The sequence below is a fragment of the Umezawaea sp. NPDC059074 genome (genome assembly GCF_042738955.1).
GTDB lineage: Bacteria > Actinomycetota > Actinomycetes > Mycobacteriales > Pseudonocardiaceae > Umezawaea.
In genome coordinates this window covers 84,358-101,965 of sequence record NZ_JBHYHC010000008.1, presented here as the reverse complement: position 1 = coordinate 101,965, position 17,608 = coordinate 84,358, and the positions used below count along the sequence as shown (strand labels likewise).

General features: G+C 69.8%; 17 protein-coding genes. 6 read left to right on the top strand and 11 right to left on the bottom strand.

Annotated elements, in window-relative coordinates; genetic code table 11:
• Positions 1-48 precede the first annotated feature (48 nt).
• On the bottom strand, positions 49-450 hold the full coding sequence (locus ACFWW9_RS06400; protein WP_390372256.1) for a cobalamin B12-binding domain-containing protein: 402 nt from the start codon (positions 448-450) through the stop codon (positions 49-51).
• A gap of 59 nt (positions 451-509) precedes the next feature.
• Positions 510-2,189, bottom strand: coding sequence for a hypothetical protein (locus ACFWW9_RS06395; protein ID WP_390372253.1), 1,680 nt, complete (start codon positions 2,187-2,189; stop codon positions 510-512).
• Between the two features lie 869 nt (positions 2,190-3,058).
• On the opposite strand from ACFWW9_RS06395, the gene ACFWW9_RS06390 reads away from it, so the two are divergent.
• Positions 3,059-4,039: an esterase/lipase family protein gene (locus ACFWW9_RS06390; protein WP_390372250.1), complete on the top strand. Its 981-nt coding sequence runs from the start codon at positions 3,059-3,061 to the stop codon at positions 4,037-4,039.
• Between the two features lie 270 nt (positions 4,040-4,309).
• Positions 4,310-5,029, top strand: coding sequence for a M23 family metallopeptidase (locus ACFWW9_RS06385; RefSeq protein ID WP_390372328.1), 720 nt, complete (start codon positions 4,310-4,312; stop codon positions 5,027-5,029).
• Positions 5,030-5,072: 43 nt separating this feature from the next.
• On the opposite strand, the gene ACFWW9_RS06380 is transcribed toward ACFWW9_RS06385, so the two are convergent.
• From ACFWW9_RS06380 to ACFWW9_RS06355, 6 genes are all read right to left on the bottom strand, one after another.
• Positions 5,073-5,360 (bottom strand): hypothetical protein, encoded by a 288-nt coding sequence (locus tag ACFWW9_RS06380; protein ID WP_390372247.1) that lies wholly within the window; start codon positions 5,358-5,360, stop codon positions 5,073-5,075.
• Positions 5,361-6,602: 1,242 nt separating this feature from the next.
• Positions 6,603-8,981 carry a DNA helicase PcrA gene (gene pcrA / locus ACFWW9_RS06375; RefSeq protein WP_390372244.1) on the bottom strand — a complete coding sequence of 793 codons (2,379 nt, stop codon included), beginning with the start codon at positions 8,979-8,981 and terminating at the stop codon, positions 6,603-6,605.
• A 72-nt stretch (positions 8,982-9,053) separates the two neighbouring features.
• Positions 9,054-9,578 carry a hypothetical protein gene (locus ACFWW9_RS06370; protein ID WP_390372242.1) on the bottom strand — a complete coding sequence of 175 codons (525 nt, stop codon included), beginning with the start codon at positions 9,576-9,578 and terminating at the stop codon, positions 9,054-9,056.
• Positions 9,579-9,673: 95 nt separating this feature from the next.
• Entirely contained in the window at positions 9,674-10,180 is a 507-nt protein-coding gene (locus ACFWW9_RS06365; RefSeq protein WP_390372239.1) for a hypothetical protein, read from the bottom strand.
• A 109-nt stretch (positions 10,181-10,289) separates the two neighbouring features.
• Positions 10,290-10,802 carry a hypothetical protein gene (locus ACFWW9_RS06360; RefSeq protein ID WP_390372236.1) on the bottom strand — a complete coding sequence of 171 codons (513 nt, stop codon included), beginning with the start codon at positions 10,800-10,802 and terminating at the stop codon, positions 10,290-10,292.
• Positions 10,803-10,901: 99 nt separating this feature from the next.
• Entirely contained in the window at positions 10,902-11,306 is a 405-nt protein-coding gene (locus tag ACFWW9_RS06355; protein ID WP_390372234.1) for a hypothetical protein, read from the bottom strand.
• 533 nt (positions 11,307-11,839) lie between these two features.
• Between ACFWW9_RS06355 and ACFWW9_RS06350 the strand changes: the two genes are divergently transcribed.
• On the top strand, positions 11,840-12,127 hold the full coding sequence (locus ACFWW9_RS06350) for a chorismate mutase (RefSeq protein ID WP_390372232.1): 288 nt from the start codon (positions 11,840-11,842) through the stop codon (positions 12,125-12,127).
• Here ACFWW9_RS06350 and ACFWW9_RS06345 read toward each other — a convergent pair.
• The 3 genes from ACFWW9_RS06345 to ACFWW9_RS06335 form a co-directional block, all read right to left on the bottom strand.
• A complete protein-coding gene (locus ACFWW9_RS06345; RefSeq protein ID WP_390372230.1) occupies positions 12,096-12,278 on the bottom strand; it encodes a DUF397 domain-containing protein in 183 nt (60 codons plus the stop codon). The genes ACFWW9_RS06350 and ACFWW9_RS06345 overlap by 32 nt on opposite strands.
• Positions 12,262-13,146, bottom strand: coding sequence for a helix-turn-helix domain-containing protein (locus ACFWW9_RS06340; RefSeq protein WP_390372226.1), 885 nt, complete (start codon positions 13,144-13,146; stop codon positions 12,262-12,264). Before ACFWW9_RS06340 ends, ACFWW9_RS06345 begins: the two co-directional genes overlap by 17 nt.
• Before the next feature lie 61 nt (positions 13,147-13,207).
• Positions 13,208-14,308: a histone deacetylase gene (locus ACFWW9_RS06335; RefSeq protein ID WP_390372224.1), complete on the bottom strand. Its 1,101-nt coding sequence runs from the start codon at positions 14,306-14,308 to the stop codon at positions 13,208-13,210.
• A 63-nt stretch (positions 14,309-14,371) separates the two neighbouring features.
• On the opposite strand from ACFWW9_RS06335, the gene ACFWW9_RS06330 reads away from it, so the two are divergent.
• The 3 genes from ACFWW9_RS06330 (at position 14,372) to ACFWW9_RS06320 (ending at position 17,597) form a co-directional block, all read left to right on the top strand.
• Entirely contained in the window at positions 14,372-14,692 is a 321-nt protein-coding gene (locus tag ACFWW9_RS06330; RefSeq protein ID WP_390372221.1) for a hypothetical protein, read from the top strand.
• Between the two features lie 870 nt (positions 14,693-15,562).
• Positions 15,563-16,594 carry a hypothetical protein gene (locus ACFWW9_RS06325; protein ID WP_390372218.1) on the top strand — a complete coding sequence of 344 codons (1,032 nt, stop codon included), beginning with the start codon at positions 15,563-15,565 and terminating at the stop codon, positions 16,592-16,594.
• A gap of 172 nt (positions 16,595-16,766) precedes the next feature.
• Complete coding sequence (locus ACFWW9_RS06320) at positions 16,767-17,597, top strand: hypothetical protein (RefSeq protein ID WP_390372216.1); 831 nt, start codon at positions 16,767-16,769, stop codon at positions 17,595-17,597.
• Positions 17,598-17,608: the final 11 nt, after the last annotated feature.

The following is a 17,608-nucleotide window of genomic DNA, read 5'->3' as shown; positions in this document are numbered from 1 at the left end:
CCGGTGAGGTCCGTCATAACGGCGGTGAGGTCGATCACGACAACGTGGTCAAACCGACTGGCCGACGTGCTCCGTCACCCAGTCGACGATCTCCGTCGTGGTCGCGCCGGGCGTGAAGATCTTGGCGACGCCCATCTCGGTGAGCTTCGGCATGTCCTCCTCGGGCACGATCCCGCCGCCGAAGACGACCACGTCCTCCGCGCCCTTCTCCTTGAGGAGTTCGATGACCCGCGCGAACAGGGTCATGTGCGCGCCGGAGAGGACGGACAGGCCGACCGCGTCGGCGTCCTCCTGGAGAGCGGTCTCCACCACCTGTTCGGGTGTTTGGTGGAGTCCGGTGTAGACGACCTCCATGCCCGCGTCGCGCAGCGCGCGCGCCACGACCTTGGCACCGCGGTCGTGGCCGTCCAGTCCTGGTTTGGCCACCACCACGCGGATCCGACCACTCATGGCTGTCTCCTCGTTCGTCGTCGCGGGGATCGCCCGCGTCCGCAGAGTAGGCCGGCGGTTCAGCGGCGGGAAGCCGACAGGGCCGCGCCCGCGAGCAGCGCCACCACGGCGGCGGCCGCGAGCCACAGTCCGGGTCCGGGGGCGGCGGCCGTGACGCGGGCCGACGTGAGGGGGTATTCGAGGGCGCGAACGGCCGTCACGAGCGCCGCGCCGAGCAGCAGGGCGGCGGCGCGCTGCGGGCGTGAGCGGAGGGAGAGGCCCGCGGCGGCCAGCACGGCCAGGACGGCGGCCAGCAGGCCGTAGGAGCCGACGCGGAAGTCGAGCAGGCCGACGGAGTGGAAGTCCGGGCCGCGCAGGACCGGGAGGGCGAACGCGCCGAGGGCCAGCAGGGCGCCGATGAGCGTGACAGCCGCCTGCGGGAGCGGGACCTGGGTCTTGGTCGGCTCGACCTCTTCGCGTTCCTCGCGCTCCAGCGAACCGGCGAGCGCGGCAGTGACCGCGGCGGCGATCGCGAAGAGGACGGCCAGGACGGTGAACCACACGCCGCCGCCGGGTTTGACCGAGCCGATCTGGGTGGCGGCGAAGACGGCGTCGAGCGTGCCGCCCGCGGCCAGCGGGAGGGCGGCCAGCGCGACGGTGAACGCCGGGCGGGCCGCGGTCGTGTTGGCGACGAGGGCGGCGGAGAGGAGCGCCACGACGACCAGGGCGGGCCAGAGGAGGCGCTCGGCGTAGCCGACGGGGAGCGGGAGGCCGTCCGGGACGACCAGTTGAGCGCCGAGCACGCCGCCCAGCGCCGAAGCGGCGGCGAGCAGGCCGAGGACGCCCGCGACCCGGTGCAGGCGGCGTTGGCCGGGGAGTTCGACGGCCTTCTGCTCGGCCAGGTCGGTTTCCCGGCCGAGGACGACGGCCAGGACGGCGTGGGCGGCCGCGGCCAGCAGGAGCAGGACGGAGCCGATGGACACGCCCAAGCCGTCGGCGAAGACGCCTGCTGTGAACGGCGGCAGGGCCAAGGCGGCCAGTGCCGCAGCCACCGCGAGGAGACCGCCGCGCCGGTTCTCGGGAGCCGGGTTGCTGGCGGCCAGGACACCGGCGGCGGGGGCGGCCGCGGCGAGCAGCAGGCCGCCGATCATGGCCAGCGCGGGAGCGTCGAAGGGGCCGCCGGTGGGGACCAGCGGGTCGGTCGAGGTGATCGGGGCCGTGAACAGGCCGACCGCGGCCACCGCGCCCGCCGCGACGACCAGACCCAGGAACCGGCGGGGGCTCGACTGGTCGGAGTCGGTGGGTTCCGCCGCCGTGGCCGCCAGGACACCCGCGGCCAGGACGAGCACGTGACCCGCCACGAGGAGCCACAGGCCGGTGCTCGGGGTGAGCGGCGTGAGGCTCGTGGGGCGGAACAGCTCGGGGCGGGTGGTGTAGGTGGTGTCGACGGTGATCTGGAGGTCGACGAGCAGGCGACCGGGGGCGAAGAGACCCGTCACGGCCAGGACACCGGCGGCCACCAACGGGTGGTTCCGCAGGAAGACAGCCGCCAGGACCACCGGGAGGAACGCCAACAGCACGAGGAGGGGCCACGCGGTGAACGCCGGCGCGGTGCCCTCGCTGACCACGCCGGTCAGAGGGCCCGCGGCACCGAGAAGCGCACCGACAAAGGCCAGGCCGAAGGCCACGCGGAGCCGGACCGAAGCCGGAGACGCCGGCTCAACGCCTGCCACGACGAGGTCACGGGTGGTTCGGGTCATCGGCTCGACGCTAGCAAGTCGGGGCGGGAGACGTGAGGGCACGTGGGATGCGTAGGGGGTGGATGGGCTGAATGGGGTAGTGGGGGGAGGTGGCGCGGGGGCGGTGTTTTGCGGGGGCGGCTGGAGGGGTTGCTGGGCGGGTCGGAGGTCCCGCCGGTGGTGGGGCGGGCGGGGGGTCGAGGGGTGTGAGACCCGTGGCGGGGTTCCCGGCCAGCGGATCGAGGTTCGCCCCGCAGTTCAAGGCGGTGATGCCAAGGAGACCGCTGGGGTCCGACTAGTTGCGCGGACCGCAGTAGGCGAGGCGAAGGTTTCACCGGGTCCGAAGCGGCTGGCGGGCGGGATTCGCGCCGCAGCCCATATGGCGGGGCCTGACAAGCGAGCCGAGCGAGAGATGAGGGTTCCTTCTGGCAGCGCGTCATATTCGCCCTGCGGCCCGTAGGGGCCGAAGCGAGGGAATCGGCTGCACGGTCCGGCGCGGGTGGATCAAGGGTTCGCTCCGCAGCTCGCAGCAGGTGGATCGAGGGGTCCCCGCCCGGTAGGGGGTGGAGGTTCGCTCCGCAGGCCGAGGGTTCCCGCTGGCAGCGCGGCAGGCGGCTGGCCGGGGAATGCGGCTCGGTCTGCTGCGGGTGAGGGTTTGCCGATCTGCTCTGCGGAAGGTGGGTTGGGATCGCTTCGCTGTTCACAGCGAGCGGGTCGGCGTTCCCATAGGTGGTCGTTGGGAGGTGGCCTGGGTGGGGGCTGCCGGTGTTCTTCGTTGGTGCGTTCGGGTTCTTGACGTGCGGTGTTGCTCGTTGGGCGGGGCTGGGTGTCGTGGAATACCCGAACTGGTCTCTCGTTTGTGGTCGGGTTGATGACCTACCTTCACCCTTATGGGGAAATTCGGGTTGCGGCGGCTGACGGATGGGCTGTTGCGGCGGGCGGATTCGTCAGTGCACGCGGTGAAGGACATTTCCGGGCAGGCGGTCGGGGCGTTGCGGGCCGTGGCGACCGTGGGCGGGATGCGCGGGGTCGCCGTCGAAGCGGCCTGGTTGGCGGCGCACGCGGTGCTGTACCCGTGGGGCGCCGTCGCGCAGCAGTTGAGGCCCGAGGACCAGTTCCGCCACTACCGGACCGACCTCCTGCCGCCCCGGCAGCGCGGGCTGGTGGTTTCGGCGATGGACGCGGCGGGTACCCCCATCGTGCTCGTCCACGGGATCGGGGACAACAGGTCCGCCTTCGCAGTGCTGTCGGGGGCACTGCGAAGGCGTGGCTTCGGGGTCGTGCACGCGGTCAACTACAGCGTTCTCACCGCTCTGACCGGGGACGTCAGGCGGTCGGCCGCCCTGCTGGGCGAGCACATCGAGCGGATCTGCGAGCAGACCGGGGCGGAACGGGTGCACGTCGTCGGGCACTCGCTCGGCGGGTTGATCGCGCGGTACTACGTGCAGCGGCTGCACGGGGACGCGCGGGTGCGCACGTTGGTCACCTTGGGCACGCCTCATGGCGGGACGTTGGCCGCCTACCTGCTGCCGACTCCCCTCACCCGGCAGCTCCGGCCGGGGTCGGACCTCCTCGTGGAACTGGCCGAGACCGGTCGGCCTTGCCGGACCCGGTTCGTCGTCGTGTGGAGCGAGATGGACCAGGTGATCGTCCCGCAGCGCAACGCACGGCTCTCGCACCCAGGGTTGCTCGTTGAAGAGCACCAGATACGTGATTCAGGTCACCTGTCACTGCCCGTTGACACGCGCACTCTGCACACGGTGGTCGCAGCCATCATCCGATCGGATGACAGTGCGCCTCAGCGCATCACGCCTGGACGTGAGGGGTTTTCCTCTTCCGCCGTGACGGAGCGTCACGGCTCATGCTCGTAACCTTTTCGCTAACCGCTATTCGGTAGACATCGGCGGTGGGGATTGCCCCCTGACGTCCGACCCCGTTATGTTCCCCCGGTCCGTTGTCACGGTCTGGTCACATGCAAGGACACGGAGTCGGAACCCCGACCGACTCTCCGGGATCCCCCGCCCGGGTCCGACTGGACTCCCCGGAACACGGAAGGCCCGGCTTTGTCTCAACACCGCTCCCCCGGCGGCCAAGCAGGTACCGATGTGCTCGACGAGGCGGTCTCCCGTGCCTCGACCCGAGTGGTGAGCACTCACCGCCTGCCGCCGCCTCCGTCCGCGCTGCGCGGACGGATCGTCGTCGCCGCTGTCGCGGTCGGCGCGTTCGCCGCCGCTGGTGCAGGTCAGACGCTTCAGGCAGTCGGTTCCGACACCTCCGCGTCGGACGAGGTGACGCCGCTGGCCAACGCCAGCGAGGGCGCAGCCGCGTTCGGCATCGGCGGCACCGCCCCCGCCGCGGCCCCCAAGGTCCTCCCCGTCGCGAAGCTGGTCGACCCGTCGGCCGAGGTCAGCAAGCTCGCCAAGAGCCAGCAGATCACCGAGAAGCGCGAAGCCGACGAGATCGAGGCCAAGCGGCCCAAGGTCGTCCGCCCCGCCCCCGGCATCTTCACCTCGGGATACGGCGGCCGCTGGGGCGAGATGCACTACGGCATCGACATCGCGGGCCCGATCGGCGACCCGATCTACGCCGCCGCCGATGGTGTCGTGATCGAGGCCGGTCCGGCAAGCGGTTTTGGCCTGTGGGTCCGGATCGAGCACGCCGACGGCACCGTCACGGTCTACGGCCACATGAACACGTTCTCCGTGCAGAAGGGCCAGAAGGTCACCGCGGGCGAGAAGATCGCCGAAGTCGGCAACCGCGGCTTCTCCACGGGCCCGCACCTGCACTTCGAGGTGTGGAACGCGAGCGGCATGAAGATCAACCCGCTGCCCTGGCTGAACGAGCGCGGCGTCACCCTCTAGTCCCGCTGCCGCTCCGCCGTGCCACGCGCGCGGCGGAGCCGTGTCACCTCTGCCTGAAGCGACGGCGCTCCCACGGGAGCCGGTGCACGAAGTAGGCGCACGCCACCCGCCAGACCGAGCACATGCGGCGCCCCCTGCCGCACGCCCGGCAGTCGCCGTCGAGGTTGTGGAGCCCCAGGAGGGCTCGCCAGGCGGCGGCCAGCCTGCGGGCCTCGAAGGCGGTAGTCCGCGACTCCTCCAGCGCCGCCAGGCGGTCGACAGCCTCGAGATAGCCGACCACGCGCTCGCGCAACAACCGCGCCAAGACCTCGTCCACACCGAGCACCCCCACTTCCGGGCTCCCCGGCCCGTGTTCGTCGTGGGGTCATACAAGCGCACAGCACCGACAATTTTCGGTGACACCCGCTCTGAGCTGCGGGAAAAGGCCGGGTCGCGTGACGCGACCCGGCCGGACCCCCGGTTGAACCTTCTCCCCTGCGCCGCCCCCGAGCGGCATCCCCCGGTCCTCCACGGCTCCCCCTGGCTCCCCGCCCCGAGCGAAGAGACCAGACCGCTTCCGACAACCACTAAGACGCGCAGGCGGCGTACAGGTTGCACGGAATTTTCGACGAGTCCCGACGCCCCAGCGCGGGGGTGCCGCTGGGGCGTCGGGCGAGTGGCTTCGGCCGCGACCGGGGACGGGCTCGGCGTCCGCCACTCCGCCGGATGACTCCGGTTGTCGAAGGTGGAGACAATGGACAACACGAGTGGGGAGTGGGTTTGGTTCATGATTCTTTTGGGGTTTTGGGGAAAGGGATGGTCAGGGTGGGGAAATAGGGGGTGGCCATGTGAGATGAATTGGTGGATGCGGAGAGTGACGGTGGGTGGGGTGGGCACGGGGTCGGAAGTCGTTGGCGGGCAACGAGGTGACGGGGCGGGAAAGGGAACTGGTGCGCATCGGAAATCGGGGGTCGCCCGGTTGTGAGAACCCCCCGACGCAGACGTTACGGGTGGGGTACGACAGTTTTTGGGTGAACGGGTGGGGGCGGGGTGAACGGTCCGTTCGTATGGGGGTTGGGGTGAGTCGGAGAGAGAATTGGGGGATTTGGGTGAGTTAGGGCGGGAGGTTTGGGGGGTTCTGTTCGAGGTGTCCAGATGGGGGCGGTGGGTGAGGCGAGGAGGAGCGGTGGGAGGCGCGCGGCTGAGAGACGCGGGGCTCGCCGCTGGGAGGGCAGCGGATGAAGGCCCGCGGCCGGGGACGCCCACAGCGGGAGGAAGTGCTCGTGGTGAAGGACTCGTGGCAGAGAGGGTTCGCTGCGGGGAGGGTGGCTGCGGCTGAAGGTTCGTGGCAGGGAACGCCCGCGGCGGGAGGAAGTACTCGCGGCAGAGGGGTCGCGGCAGGTGGTGGCGAGTGAGAGAACTCGAAGCCCGCGAAAGCTCGTAGCAGGGCGAAGGCTCGCTGGCGGGATGAGTGGCGCTGGCCGGGACCCGTTGGGGCGGGGTCACCGACGGGCCAGGAGACCGCCTGGAAGGGGTGGAAAAGAGAACGCCGCCGCGGTGCTCGGAAGCAGGGCGGCGGCGTTCTGGGAGTGGGTTAGAGCTTGGTGATGGGGACTCCGCCGATGAGCATCAGGCGGACTGTGCCCGCGCCGCCGAAGTCGATCGTGGCTGTTGCCCTGGGGCCTGAGCCGTCCACCGCGATGACCCGGCCCAGGCCGTACTTGTCGTGGGTGACTCGGTCGCCCACGTCGAGGGTGATGGCGGGGGCCTCGTTCCAGCCCTTGAACTGGGAGGTGCGCATGCCCCTCGCCGCCAAGCCCGCCTGTGCCGAGTCGCCGCCGCCTCGACGCCACGTGGTGGCCGCCGTGGGGGCTGAGCGTTCCGGTTCCACGCGGCGCCAGTCGAGGAGATCGGCTGGGATCTCGTCGAGGAAGCGGGAGGCCGGGTTGGCGGACGGCTGGCCCCACGCGGAGCGGACCAGGGCGCGGGAGAGGTAGAGGCGTTGCTGGGCCCTGGTGATGCCGACGTACGCCAAGCGGCGTTCCTCGGCCAACTCCTGGGGGTCTCCCAAGGCGCGCATGTGGGGGAAGATGCCGTCTTCCCACCCCGTGCTGAAGACGACCGGGTACTCCAGGCCCTTCGCGGTGTGGAGGGTCATCAACGTGACCATGCCGTCGGAGTCCGCGTCGGGGATGGAGTCGGCGTCCGCCACCAAGGAGACGCGTTCGAGGAACGCCGCCAGGGAGCTTTCGGTGGGGAGGCCCTCGTCCTCGGCGGGGATGTCGACCGCTTCCACCGCTTCCGCCTCGGCGGAGACGGGGGTGGGGATGGCGGACAGGTCGCCGAACTCGCGGGCCACGGTGACCAGCTCGTTCAGGTTCTCCACGCGGGTGTGGTCCTGCGGGTCCTCGCTGGCCTCCAGCTCCGCGCGGTACGCCGTCTTCTCCAGCACCGCCTCGAGGATGTCGGCCACGTCGTCGCCGCGTTCCACGAGCTTGCCCAGCTCGTCCATCAGGTCCATGAACCCGGCGATGGACCGCTGGGACCGGGGGTTGAGGAACGCGACCTTGCCCGCCACCGCGTCGCGGAGGGCGGCGTGGAAGCTCATGCGGTACTTCTCGGCGTGGTTGGAGACGCACACCTCGGCGCGGTCGCCGATGCCCCGCTTGGGGACGTTCATGATGCGGCGCACGGACACCGTGTCGTCCGGGTTCGCCAACGCGCGCAGGTAGGCGAGGGCGTCGCGGACCTCGCGGCGCTCGTAGAAGCGGACGCCGCCGACGACCCGGTACGGCAGGCCGAGGCGGATGAAGATCTCCTCGAACACGCGCGACTGGTTGTTCGTGCGGTAGAAGACCGCGATCTCGCCGTTGGTGGCGTCGCCGCCGTCGACGAGCTTGTCGATCTCGCTCGCGACGAACGCGGCCTCGTCGTGCTCGTTGTCGGCGACGTAGCCGACGATCTTCTCGCCCTCGCCGAGGTCGCTCCACAGGCGCTTGTCGCGGCGGTCCGGGTTGCGGGAGATCACGGCGTTCGCGGCGGTCAGGATGTTCTGCGTGGAGCGGTAGTTCTGCTCCAGCAGGATCGTCGTGGCCTGCGGGTAGTCGCGCTCGAACTCCACGATGTTGCGGATCGTCGCGCCGCGGAAGGCGTAGATCGACTGGTCCGCGTCGCCGACGACGCACAGCTCGCCGGGCGGGACGTCGTCCGCGCCGGTGCCGACGAACTCGCGCACCAACGTGTACTGGGCGTGGTTCGTGTCCTGGTACTCGTCGACGAGGACGTGCCGGAAGCGCCGCCGGTAGTGCTCGGCGACGGCCGGGAAGTTCTGGAGCAGCTCGACCGTGCGCATGATCAGGTCGTCGAAGTCCATGGAGTTCGACTCGCCGAGCCTGCGCTGGTAGGAGGTGTAGACCTCGGCGACCCGGCGTTCCAGGTCGTTCGCGGCCTGCGCGGTCGCGGTCTCCGCGTCGACCAGCTCGTTCTTGAGGTTCGAGATGTGGATCGCGAGCGTCCGCGCGGGGTAGCGCTTCGGGTCGAGGTCCAGGTCCCTGGCCACGAGCGTGATCAGGCGGCGCGAGTCGTCCGAGTCGTAGATCGAGAAGTTGGACGACATGCCCAGCGTCTTGGCTTCGCGGCGCAGCACGCGCACGCACATCGAGTGGAACGTCGACACCCACATGGATCGTGCGCGGGGGCCGACCAGGTCGGCTACGCGTTCCTTCATCTCGGCCGCGGCCTTGTTGGTGAAGGTGATCGCCATGATCTCGCCGGGGTGCACCCGGCGTTCGGCGAGCAGGTACGCGATGCGGCGGGCGAGGACCCGCGTTTTACCGGAGCCCGCACCCGCTACGACCAACAAGGGCGAGCCGGTGTGCTCCACCGCCCGCCGCTGGGCGGGGTTCAGGTCGTCGAGCAACCTGGACGGCCGAGGGGACGGGGGACTCGCGGGCAAGTCGAACAAGGCGCTCATCGTGGGGCCACGTTACCCGCCCCGCCACACGAGCGGTTCCGCTCACCGCCGTGGCGGCGAGCGGAACCGGTTTCAGTTCGTGTCGAACGTGAAGGGCACACCCACGTGGGACTCGACGCTGCCCACTCCTCGCAGGTAGGCGTCGATCGTGTCCTGCATCATCGTGTTGGCCCGCGCCGTCAGGGTGAGGTCGGGCCAGAACCCGCCCGGCTCGACCGCGGTCGAGTTGGTGCACTCGACCCCGCCCGCGACCGTGGCGCAGACCCAGCTCTCACCGGCCGAGGACACGAGGTCCATCGACTCGGGCCACGACACGAAGACCGTGGCCGCGTCCGACTTGCCGTCGTTCGCGGCCCCGGCCTTCACCGAGAACTCGAACGCCGTCCCGTGCATGTACCACCCGTCTTCACCGAAGTCCTTCACCCCGCGGCCCGCCGCCAGCTCCACGGAACCCTGGCTGGCCTTGGCGGGGGCGGAAGCCTGTCGCTGCACCTGCTCGCCCGAGGACGAACCGATCGCGACTGTCGCCGAGCCGACGGCGAGGGCCAGCACAGCGCCCACACCGACCAACCCGGCGACGATCCTGTTCTTCCGCATGGGAATCACCTTCGCCCGTTTCGTGCCGATCTCCCACGATCGCACATTCCACGTCACACGGTCGGGTGAAGAACCTGCTCAGAAGGGTGTTTCGGTCAGAGGCTCGTGTCGATGCTGACCGTGACGCCCCGCCGCTGGTAGTTCACCGACTTCTCGCGAACCGACGCGTTCAACGGGTAGTCGCCGTACGCGTTCGACCGCCCCTCGATGACCAGGCTCGGCAGCTTCAGGCCCGGACGCTCCAGCTCCGGGTGCGTCGCCTCGACGTCGGTGTCGTCGACCTCGTCGACCTTCCACTTCTCGCCGTTGACCGAGAGGATCTTGAAGCCCTTGGGCACCGCGAGCCGCACGGTCCGCTTGCGGCCCTGCGACCTGGCCCCCAGCGTCATCGCGAACTCGAACGTGCCCCCGTGGACGTACCAGAAGTTCTCGCTCAGCTTCTTGGCGCCCTTGCCGGGCTCCAGCGTCACTCCAGGGAGATCCGTCGGCTGCTGCGCGGTCTGCGCGTTCGCGTCACCGGCGGTCCTGACCGCCGTCCCCACCAAGGCCGCTGCCGCGGCCACCCCGAACACAGTGCGCCTGCTCACCATCGAATCAGCCATGTCGCCACCCTCTGTGTTGTTACACCCCTTGGAAGCCTGATCGATCAGCAGGCCGAGGACGTTTCACCCACGCCGGACAAGATGACGGATCGTGACCAAAACCGCCTGTTCAACGGGAGTGGACCGCCTGTTGACCGCCGGAATCCCGACGGCCAACAGGCGGATCGGATCTACTCCGGCCGCACGCGCCGATGCGGAACGGGACGCCCGCGTGCGCGTCGCCGTTGGTGGACTCCGCGTAGACGTCCACGGAGTCCCGCATGTAACCGATGGTGGTGCTGCCGTCGATCGTCAACGTCGGCCAGGTCTCGCCGGGCACCACGAGGTCGTCGATCTCGCACTGGAGACCGCCTTCGACGGCCCAGCAGTCCCAGCGCTCACCGCTCCCGCGGACGGTGAACGGCACGGAGACGAACACCGACAGGCCGTCGTCGTTCTGGTCGCCGATGTCGGTCACGTCCACGGTGAACCGCATGGACCGCCTGGCGAAGCCCCGCCAGCCGTCCGCGCTGGAACTGATGGAGCTCTTGGGCGTCAGCACGATGTCGATGCCGTTGGACTCGTCCGCGCTGGCGGCGGGCACCACCAGGAAAGCGGCCCCCACCGCGAGTGCCGTGGCCATGGAAATTCGGCGCAGCATGAACAACCCCCCTATTCGACGCGGGTCCCCCTCGAACCCGCCTCTCCTAGACGTTAGGGGTTCGCCGGAGGTTGCGCCGGATCACTGACCGGGCGACGCGTACCAGAGCGGCACGCCGGTGTGGGCGTCGCCGGTCGACGAGCTGCCGTAGGCGTCGAGGGTGTCGTCGGGGACCCAGCCGTAGTTCTGCTCGGTCTCGACGTGCAGGGTCGGCCACGCCTCGTTGTGGACCACGGTGTCCTGGTTGAGGCACTGGATGCCGCCCTCGACGTCCCAGCAGTCCCAGTCGTCGCCCTCGTAGCCGACGACGTGCAGCCTCGTGGAGATGAACAGGTTCAGGTCGTCGTCCAGCGCGTAGCCGGTGTTGGTGACGACCACGTCGAAGTTGGACGTGGTGAAGAAGGCCGCGTGCCACACGCCCTCCAGGTCGTAGTTGGGCTCGTCGTACACCGTCATCCCCTGGCCGGGGATGAGGTCGATGGACATCAGGTGGTCCGATTCATCGGCGCTGGCGACACCGGTCGTCAGAACGCCTGTGCACACCGCGAGAACGCATGCCAAAGCACTACGTCGAAACATGTGAATACCCCAGTCCTTCGGTTCCGAAGAAACGTCGAAGACAGCCTCACCTGCGAGAATGAGGCTTTGCGAATTGGTTCCCCTCGAACCAACACCACCCAAGACGCCCGCAGCGCGAATGGGTTGCGCGGATCGGGAAAAGAATTTCGACGCGGAATTCCAGGGGTGAAAAGGGCGGACTCCCCCGAACCTCTACGCCCGAGGAGGGCTGTCGGTTGCCTCCGTCACGACCGGGATCCGGACTGGCAGGAGCGGGCCGCGGTGTGGCACAGTGGTGGCGTGCTGACGACTCACTTCGAGTTTTACTACGGGATCCGGACTCCGGCTCCCGTGGTCGCCTAGCGCGCAGAGCAACCACTGAAGCCCCGGAGTCCTCGGACGCCGGGGCTTTCGTCGCTCCGGGGCCCAGGACTCACGCAGAGTTCGAGAGGTCACACCCCATGAGCACCACCGAAACGCCCGCCGTCGCCGCTCCGGCCGCCCCCGCCGCCGACATCGACGAGTTGCGCCAGGAGATCGACCTCCTGGACAAGGAGCTGCTGCGGCTCGTGAAGAGGCGCGCGGAAGTCTCGAAGATCATCGGCGCGGCGCGCATGGCCGCAGGCGGGACGCGGATCGTGCACAACCGCGAGATCGACGTGCTGAACCGCTACAAGGAACTCGGGCCCGACGGCAAGGACCTGGCGATGATCCTGCTCAAGCTGGGTCGCGGCGCGATGGGGCGCTGAGGAACAGACGCCAGGCGGCTTCGGAGACGGTGAGGATCGGGCCTGCGGGGTTCTTGGAGTCCCGCACGGCCACGGTCCGACCGAAAGACACCTCGACGCAATTGCCCTCGCCGTTCTCGCTGCTGTAGCTGCTCTTACGCCAGGTCCCCATGGTGGCCGTCTCCCGGTCGGTCGTACTCGCTCGCGAGCTTCACGAGCCACGACCGGGATTGTCCTCCATCCAAAGCTGCGCGATCCAACTCCTTCAGCACGACTCGGTGGGCCTCCACGACGGCGGTCTCGTCCAGGAAGAGGCTGGCACCGGGCATTTCTGTGTACACAACCGGGAGTTGCAAGGCGTCGATGCTGTCCAGCAGGGCGAAGGCACCGGTGCCGATGCCGGTGAAGGGCCCCCGCGAGGTGGGGATGACTCGGATCGACACACCATGCGAGTTGGCCATGAAGGCCAGGTGCATGAGCTGGTCGTTCATCACCCGGTCGCCACCGACGGGGAGCCTCAGGGCGAACTCGTGGATGTAGAAGGTGCAGTAGGGCTGCCTCGGCCGGTTGAACAGGCATTGGCGGCTCAGCCGGGCCTGGACCAAACCCGGAAGTCGGTCAGCGGGCACTCGACCGGACTCCATGAGGGCACTCGCGTAGCCCCTGGTCTGCAACAGCCCCGGCACGACGGTGAGTTCGAGGTTGTGGATGGTGCGGGCGGTGGTTTCGTGACGGACCAGGGTGTGCAACTGGTCGGACAGCCGGATGCCGTGGGGTTGGACCACGAAGCCGTCTTCGCACTGGCGGAGCATGGTGAGGAGCTGGTCCAGGACTTGCTTGGGGTGGCCGAGCGTCGTGACGTACTGGGTGATGTCGACTTCGCTCGTGCGGTACTTGCCGTTCTCGATGCGGTTGAGCCTGCTGTTCTCCCAGCCGAGCTTGCGGGCGAACTCCATGCCGCTGTACCCGGCCGCCTTGCGGAGGCCGATCAGCTCGTCACCCACGGAGCGGGTGCGCATCGAGGACGGGATGTTGACCATCTCGTGAAAGTAGCGCGGAATCCCGCCCCCGTGAACTCCCTCCACCCCAAAGAAGCACTGGTCAGGAGGGGTTTGGACGGCTTCCAACGAAAGCCTTCCAATAGGGCGAATGGGTGAGTTTGACCTTGTCCAGGTCGGTTGTCGTGCATTGGGAATCGTCGGGGATGTAGGCGAGGGGATCGTCGAGGAGGGGTTCCGGGAGTTGGAGGAGTCCCTCGATCAGGGTGTGGAGGCAGAGGGCCGAGTAACCCCTGAGGTATCCACCCTCTTGGGTGATGACCGTGGGGAGGTTGAGGGCCGCCACGCGTTTGCCGATCTGGCGGTAGCCGTCGGCGGTGAGGTTGTGGCGGCCGTTGGGGTCGAAGGCGGAGCCGTCGAAGCCCGAGGCGCAGACGAGCAGGTCGGGGGCGAACTCGTGGAGCGCCGGGAAGGCGATCTCGTCGAGGGCGCGCAGGTAGGCCGTGTCGCCTGCGCCTAGGGACAGTTCGATGTTGATGTTGCGGCCGTCCTTGCCGACCTCGTCGGGGGCACCGGTCTGGGGGTGGTTCGTGCCCCAGGGGCCGTGGCGCATGTGCATGGACACCGTGAGGACGTCCGGTTGGTCGGTGAAGACCTCCTGGGTGCCGTTGCCGTGGTGGACGTCCCAGTCGAGGACCGCGACCCTGAGGCCGTCGCGGCGGGCGGTCTCGGCGACCAGGGCGGCGTTGTTGACGAGGCAGTAGCCGTCGGCCATCGTCGGCTGGGCGTGGTGGCCTGGGGGTCTGACCAGGGCGTACGCGATGGGGGTCCCGGCGCGGACCGAGGCCAGGGCCTCCAGGGCGGTGCCGGCCGCGGCGCAGACGGCGTCCCACGAGCCTGGGCCCACGACGGTGTTGACCTCCAGGGTCACCCGGTCGGGGCCTTCGCAAGCCTGCTGGAGGAAGTCCAGGTAGGCGGGGGTGTGGACGCGTTCCAACTCCTCGCGGGTGGCGAACCTGCCGGTGCGCCACGTGAGGTGCTCGGCCACGGGCCCGTGCTGGAGGGCGTGCCGGAAGGTGCGCAGGCGGGCGGCGTTCTCGGGGTGCGGCTCGGGGACGTCGAGCCACGGCCAGTCGCCGGGCAGCTCCCACAGGCCCTCGCCCGCGTCGTGCGCCAGGCACGCGTCGTGCCAGAAGATCTCCACCCGCACCGGGATATCAGGGGGATCACCGATGGTCCAGCGGATATCGCGAGGCACACTGGACACATGGGAACAGTCATCGGCCTCATCGCAGGCATCATCGCCATCGTCGGGGTGCTGGCCGCCCTGGCCCACGACGGCTACCTCGCCATGCTCGGGTCGGCCGCCAAGAACAAAGCCGCGTCGGGAGCGCCGATCGCGCAGTACGTCCGCAGCCGGTACACGGTGGCGGGCGTGACGACCGTGGCCGCGCTGATCGGGTTGCTGATCACGACGGGCGACAGCACGGCGTCGGACATCATCGGCGCGCTGATCGCGGGCGGCAGCGGCTTGGCCGCGACGAGCGCGTTGCAGAGCAGCCGCAAGCGCCTGAACAGCGGCGGATGACCTAAGCCGGCCGACAAGTCCAGCAAGTTCACACTTACGGGTGTCACCCGCCGTCACATGGTGGCCCCGTACAGCTACCACCCGAACCTGCACCTACCCTCAGGTAGGTGCGGGTGCTCGTCGGCACCTGAGTTCGGCCACGACCCCGCACCGCGCTAGGGCGGGAGGGGTCTGGACAGCATGGACGACGGGGACGGCACACCGGGTTCGGGCAAGCACCGGCTGCACGAGCGGGCGACCGGGTGGCCACCCGTCGCGGGCGAACTGGACCCCGGTCCGCCCGCACACGCCCGCGCCACGGTCGCCCCACCCGGAACCCTGGTGCCCGGCCGCGTGCCCACCCAACGCGACCTCCGCGCCCCCGATCCCGCAGATCAGGGATCCGCCGACCCGCAAGGGCCTCCGCCCACGCAGAGGTCCGCGGCAGGCACCACCGCAGACATCACCGCAGGCACCTCCAGCACCACTGCGGGCACCGCTCCGCGCGCGACCGGCCAGGACTCCCGCACTTCGGGACCTCCCGGCTCGCACACCCCCGCTACAGGTGCCGCACGCGCTAGTGGCACCTCCGCGGGCAGCGCCACCGCCGCGGGCACCTCCAGCACCTACCCACGCGCGACCGACCCGCACTCCCGCGCTCCGGGCACGCCCGGCACCGACCCCCGCGCCCCGAGGACTTCCGGCCCGGAGCGCCGCGCCCCAGGTGCCCCAGACTCCGACCCCCACGCGCCCACGGCCAACCCGGCAGGCACCGCCACCGCCGCCAAAATCGCAGGCGGGGCGGGTACTGCCACACAAGCAGGCACCGCAAGGACTGCCGCCCGCACCGCCGCAGTCAACTCCGCAGGCACCGCCATCTCCGCAGGCACCGTGGGCACCGGCGCTGGCACCGCAGGCACCGCGGGCACCGCGGGCAGCACCGCCGCAGATAACACCGCTGGCACCGCCATCTCCGCGGGCACCGCAGGCACCGGCGCTGGCACCGCCATTTCCTCTGACACTCCCGGCACCACCAGCACCGCCAGCGCCGCCCTCGACGACCCGCTGCCCCTTGGCCTGAGCACGGATCCGAACACCGGTCCGAGCACCCCTCCCCCACTCGACCCGCTCCTCGACACGGACGCGGCGGGGTTGCGGAAGTTCAACATCGGGTTGGTGCCCGCGTCCGTGACGCCGCCGCGTACGTGGAAGCGGGCTGCCTGGTTCGCGGTCGTGTCGTCGGCCGGGGTGTTGATCGGGTTGGCCGTCGCTGCCGCGAAGCTCGTCGGCAGCAGTGGGCCGGTCGAGCGGATCGGGATGCCCGAGTACCCCGCCAACGTGCCCATCGTGACCGATTTCGGCACCCGCACGTCCACGCCCTCCGCGAGCGCCCCGGCCCCGCAGACGAAGCCCCAGGACCCCGGACGGGTACCGGGGACGCCGCCGACGGCGGGCAGCGGCAGCAGCAGCAGCGCGAAGGAGGGCAGCGGCACGTCCGGCGGGGCCGGGCCGACCACCGCGACGACGCCCGTCACCGGGTCGAGCGGTACACCTGGTCCGGGTGCGACGTCGCCCACCGTGACGACGCTGCCCGCCGAGGAGCGGCCCCTGGTGGACGCGTCGGCCATCGCCAGCCGGACGGAGAAGTTCTACGAGGAGGTGGCGGCCAACACCTCCACCGCCATGGCGCTGACGACCGAGACGTTCCGGTCGACCACCTCCGCCGTACTTGAGCAGCGGTTTTCGGACGTGTCGCTGGTGGAGGTGAAGGAGATCAGCGTGGACCCGACGAAGGGGATCACCATCAGCACGCTCCAGATCACCAAGAAGGACGGCACCGCGAGCACCGAGCAGCGGGAGCTGACCTTCACCTTGAGTGGCGAGCCCTTGATCAACGCCGAACGGCTCAAAGAGATCGGCTAACGGTCATTCGCGAACGCACAGGGGGACGCCGGACTGTGACCACTGGTCCATTCGAGCGACACCTGTCTACCGCTGAACGCCACGAAAAGGTGAATGCGCGAGTCGAACTGGCTTTGAGCAGCTCATCCACGGTACGAGTTCTGGCGACCCAGAAGGTACGGAGGAGTTGCCAGTGCAGCGCCCTACGACGAGCGGCAGACGGCGGCACAACCGCGCCGGCTCGATCACCGTGGCAGAGCTGATCCGGAAACAGCCGAGCCCGGTGCGCATCCTGTCCAGGGAGGAGGCCGACACCGACGGCCTCGTCGAGGACGTGCTGGGTTTCGAGGAGTCGACGGACAAGGCCCGGACCAACCGGGTCGCCAAGGTGGCGGGTCTGATGACCGGCGCGATCGTGCTGGTCGCGTCCATCGCCGCCGCGTCGATCCTCGCGGGCAACCGCCCCGCCGACACCGAGGAGCCGCTCGCGGCGGCCCCGATCGAGCTCAGCGGCTCGACCGCGCTGCGCCCCGACCTGCTGAGCGCCCGGCTGGGCCACGAGGCGGCCACCCCGCCCGCCGCCGAGACGAACACCGCCGACACCGCGCCCGCCCCCGTTCCCGCGCCGCACGCGCCGCTGGCCGCCGACCCGAAGCCCGACCCGAGCGCGCCGCCCACGGCCGCCGTCGCGGCCCCGCAGACCACGGCCGCGGCCTCGCAGCCCAAGATCGAGGTCGTGCGCCGGTTCTACGAGCTGCTGCCGGAGGACCCGGCCGAGGCGTCCCGGATGCTGACCGCCGACCTGGTCGGCGGCGACCCGCTCGACTTCGTCCGGTCGTGGAGCACGATCAAGGCCATCACGGTCGACGCCACGACGCTGAAACCGGACGGGAGCGTCCTCGCCGAGCTGTCGATGCAGGAGCTCGACGGACGGTGGCTGAGGGTCGAGCAGCGCTTCTGGTTCGCCGACACGTCCACGCCGAAGATCGTCGGCACCGAACTGCTCTCCGCCCAGCGAAGTTGACGCCGAGTAGT